This is a genomic window from bacterium, from assembly GCA_040753555.1.
In the GTDB taxonomy this organism is placed as follows: domain Bacteria; phylum UBA9089; class UBA9088; order UBA9088; family UBA9088; genus JBFLYE01.
Genome location: JBFMDZ010000209.1, coordinates 1 through 1,684, shown reverse-complemented (window position 1 = coordinate 1,684; position 1,684 = coordinate 1). Strand labels below are relative to the sequence as shown.

Annotated in this window: 1 protein-coding gene; it reads left to right on the top strand. The window is 39.7% G+C overall.

The genetic code is table 11. The annotated features are described in order from the left end of the window. Positions 1 to 1,684: right-handed parallel beta-helix repeat-containing protein (locus AB1630_11355; GenBank protein ID MEW6104390.1), on the top strand; the 1,684-nt coding region annotated here is incomplete at both ends.

Genomic DNA, 1,684 nt, shown 5'->3' with positions numbered 1-1,684 from the left:
TCAGGTGGACAGGGAGGAATTGGTTGTGGAATATATCTTTATTCTTCAATAAATAACACTATACAAGGAAACACTATTGCAAGTAGCCAAGGAGGTAGCGGAGGAGGAGGGGGATATCTTAGTGGGTTAAGTGGTGTCTCAGGAAATGGATACGGAGTTTATATTAATCCAAACAGCTATAACAACATTATTGATAAAACGAACACTTATAATAATGAACCAATTCATTATTATTACAATCAATCAGGAGTAACAATTGAAAATCAGATACTAACTCTTGTAGGTTCTGGCTCAACAAACCTAGGAAGGATTGTCCTTATAAACTGCACAGGTTTTATTATTAAAAATAACTTTATTGCTGGCGGGATTGGTAAAAATGGAGAAACAGGTGGGGGTTTAGGTGAAATTGGGCGTGGAATATATCTTTATAATTCAACAAGCATTACTATCTTAGAAAATACCATTATAAACAACCAAGGAGGTAGCGGGGGAACATTTGGGGATTCAGATGGACAAGGAGGGGTTGGAGGAATTGGATGTGGAATATATCTTTCTTCTTCAATAAATAACACTATACAAGGAAATATCATTACAAGTAACCAAGGAGGCAGTGGAGGAAAGGGAAATTCAGGAGGGGTTGGAGGAATTGGATGTGGAATATATCTTTCTTCTTCAATAAATAACACTATACAAGGAAATATCATTACAAGTAACCAAGGAGGCAGTGGAGGAACAGGAAAGAGCTTTGCTTCAGGTGGCGTTGGTGGTATTGGCTGCGGGATTTATTTTTATAATTCAGCAAACAATCCTATTTCAGAAAATACAATATTAGCAAATACAGGAGGTCAAGGAGGTGGAGGTGGAATAAGTGCTTCAGGTGGGTCAGGTGGAATTGGTTGTGGGATATACCTTTATTCTTCAACAGGAAATACCATTAGAGAAAATACAATTTCCAACAACACTGGAGGTCAAAGAGGAGTAGGTCCGGCAGGATATGGTAGCTATGGTCAAGGATATGGAGTATATTCCCTCTCAAACTCTAATCCTGAAATCCATTACAACAACCTCTATGGCAACAAAAATGGTGATTTAACCAAGGGTTATGGAGTCTATCACGATGGAAGCTCAGGAACAATCTCTGCAACCTTTAATTGGTGGGGAGCAAGTTCAGGTCCAGAGCATCCCATAACAAATCCATCAGGTCAAGGGGATAAAGTAAGTGATTGGGTAGAATATTATCCTTGGCTTCCAATAATTACCTCTCTTACCCCTTCTTCTGCTTTAATTGGCACACCTATTACCATACAAGGAATGGGTTTTGCTACGAATACCCTTGTTACGATTGACTTCGGCACTCATCTTACAATCACCACAACCCAATCAAGTGCAAACGGCACCTTTTCCACTACTTTCATCGTCAGCACCCAACTCCCGGGAACAAAGATAATTACTGCCACAGATAGCTATGGCAACCTTGCCACCACGACATTTGTTCTTCTTCCTCCCACCTTCTTAAGGGTTATTCCCCAATCAAGGATTGTGGCAAAGAATGATGAATTTGTTGAAGAAATTAGAATAGATGATGTTCTTAATCTTAAGGGAGCGGAAGTCCATCTTTCATTCAATCCCAATGTTCTTGAGGTTTTGGAGCTTAATAATGGCCCATTTCCCTCTGGTGGTATGG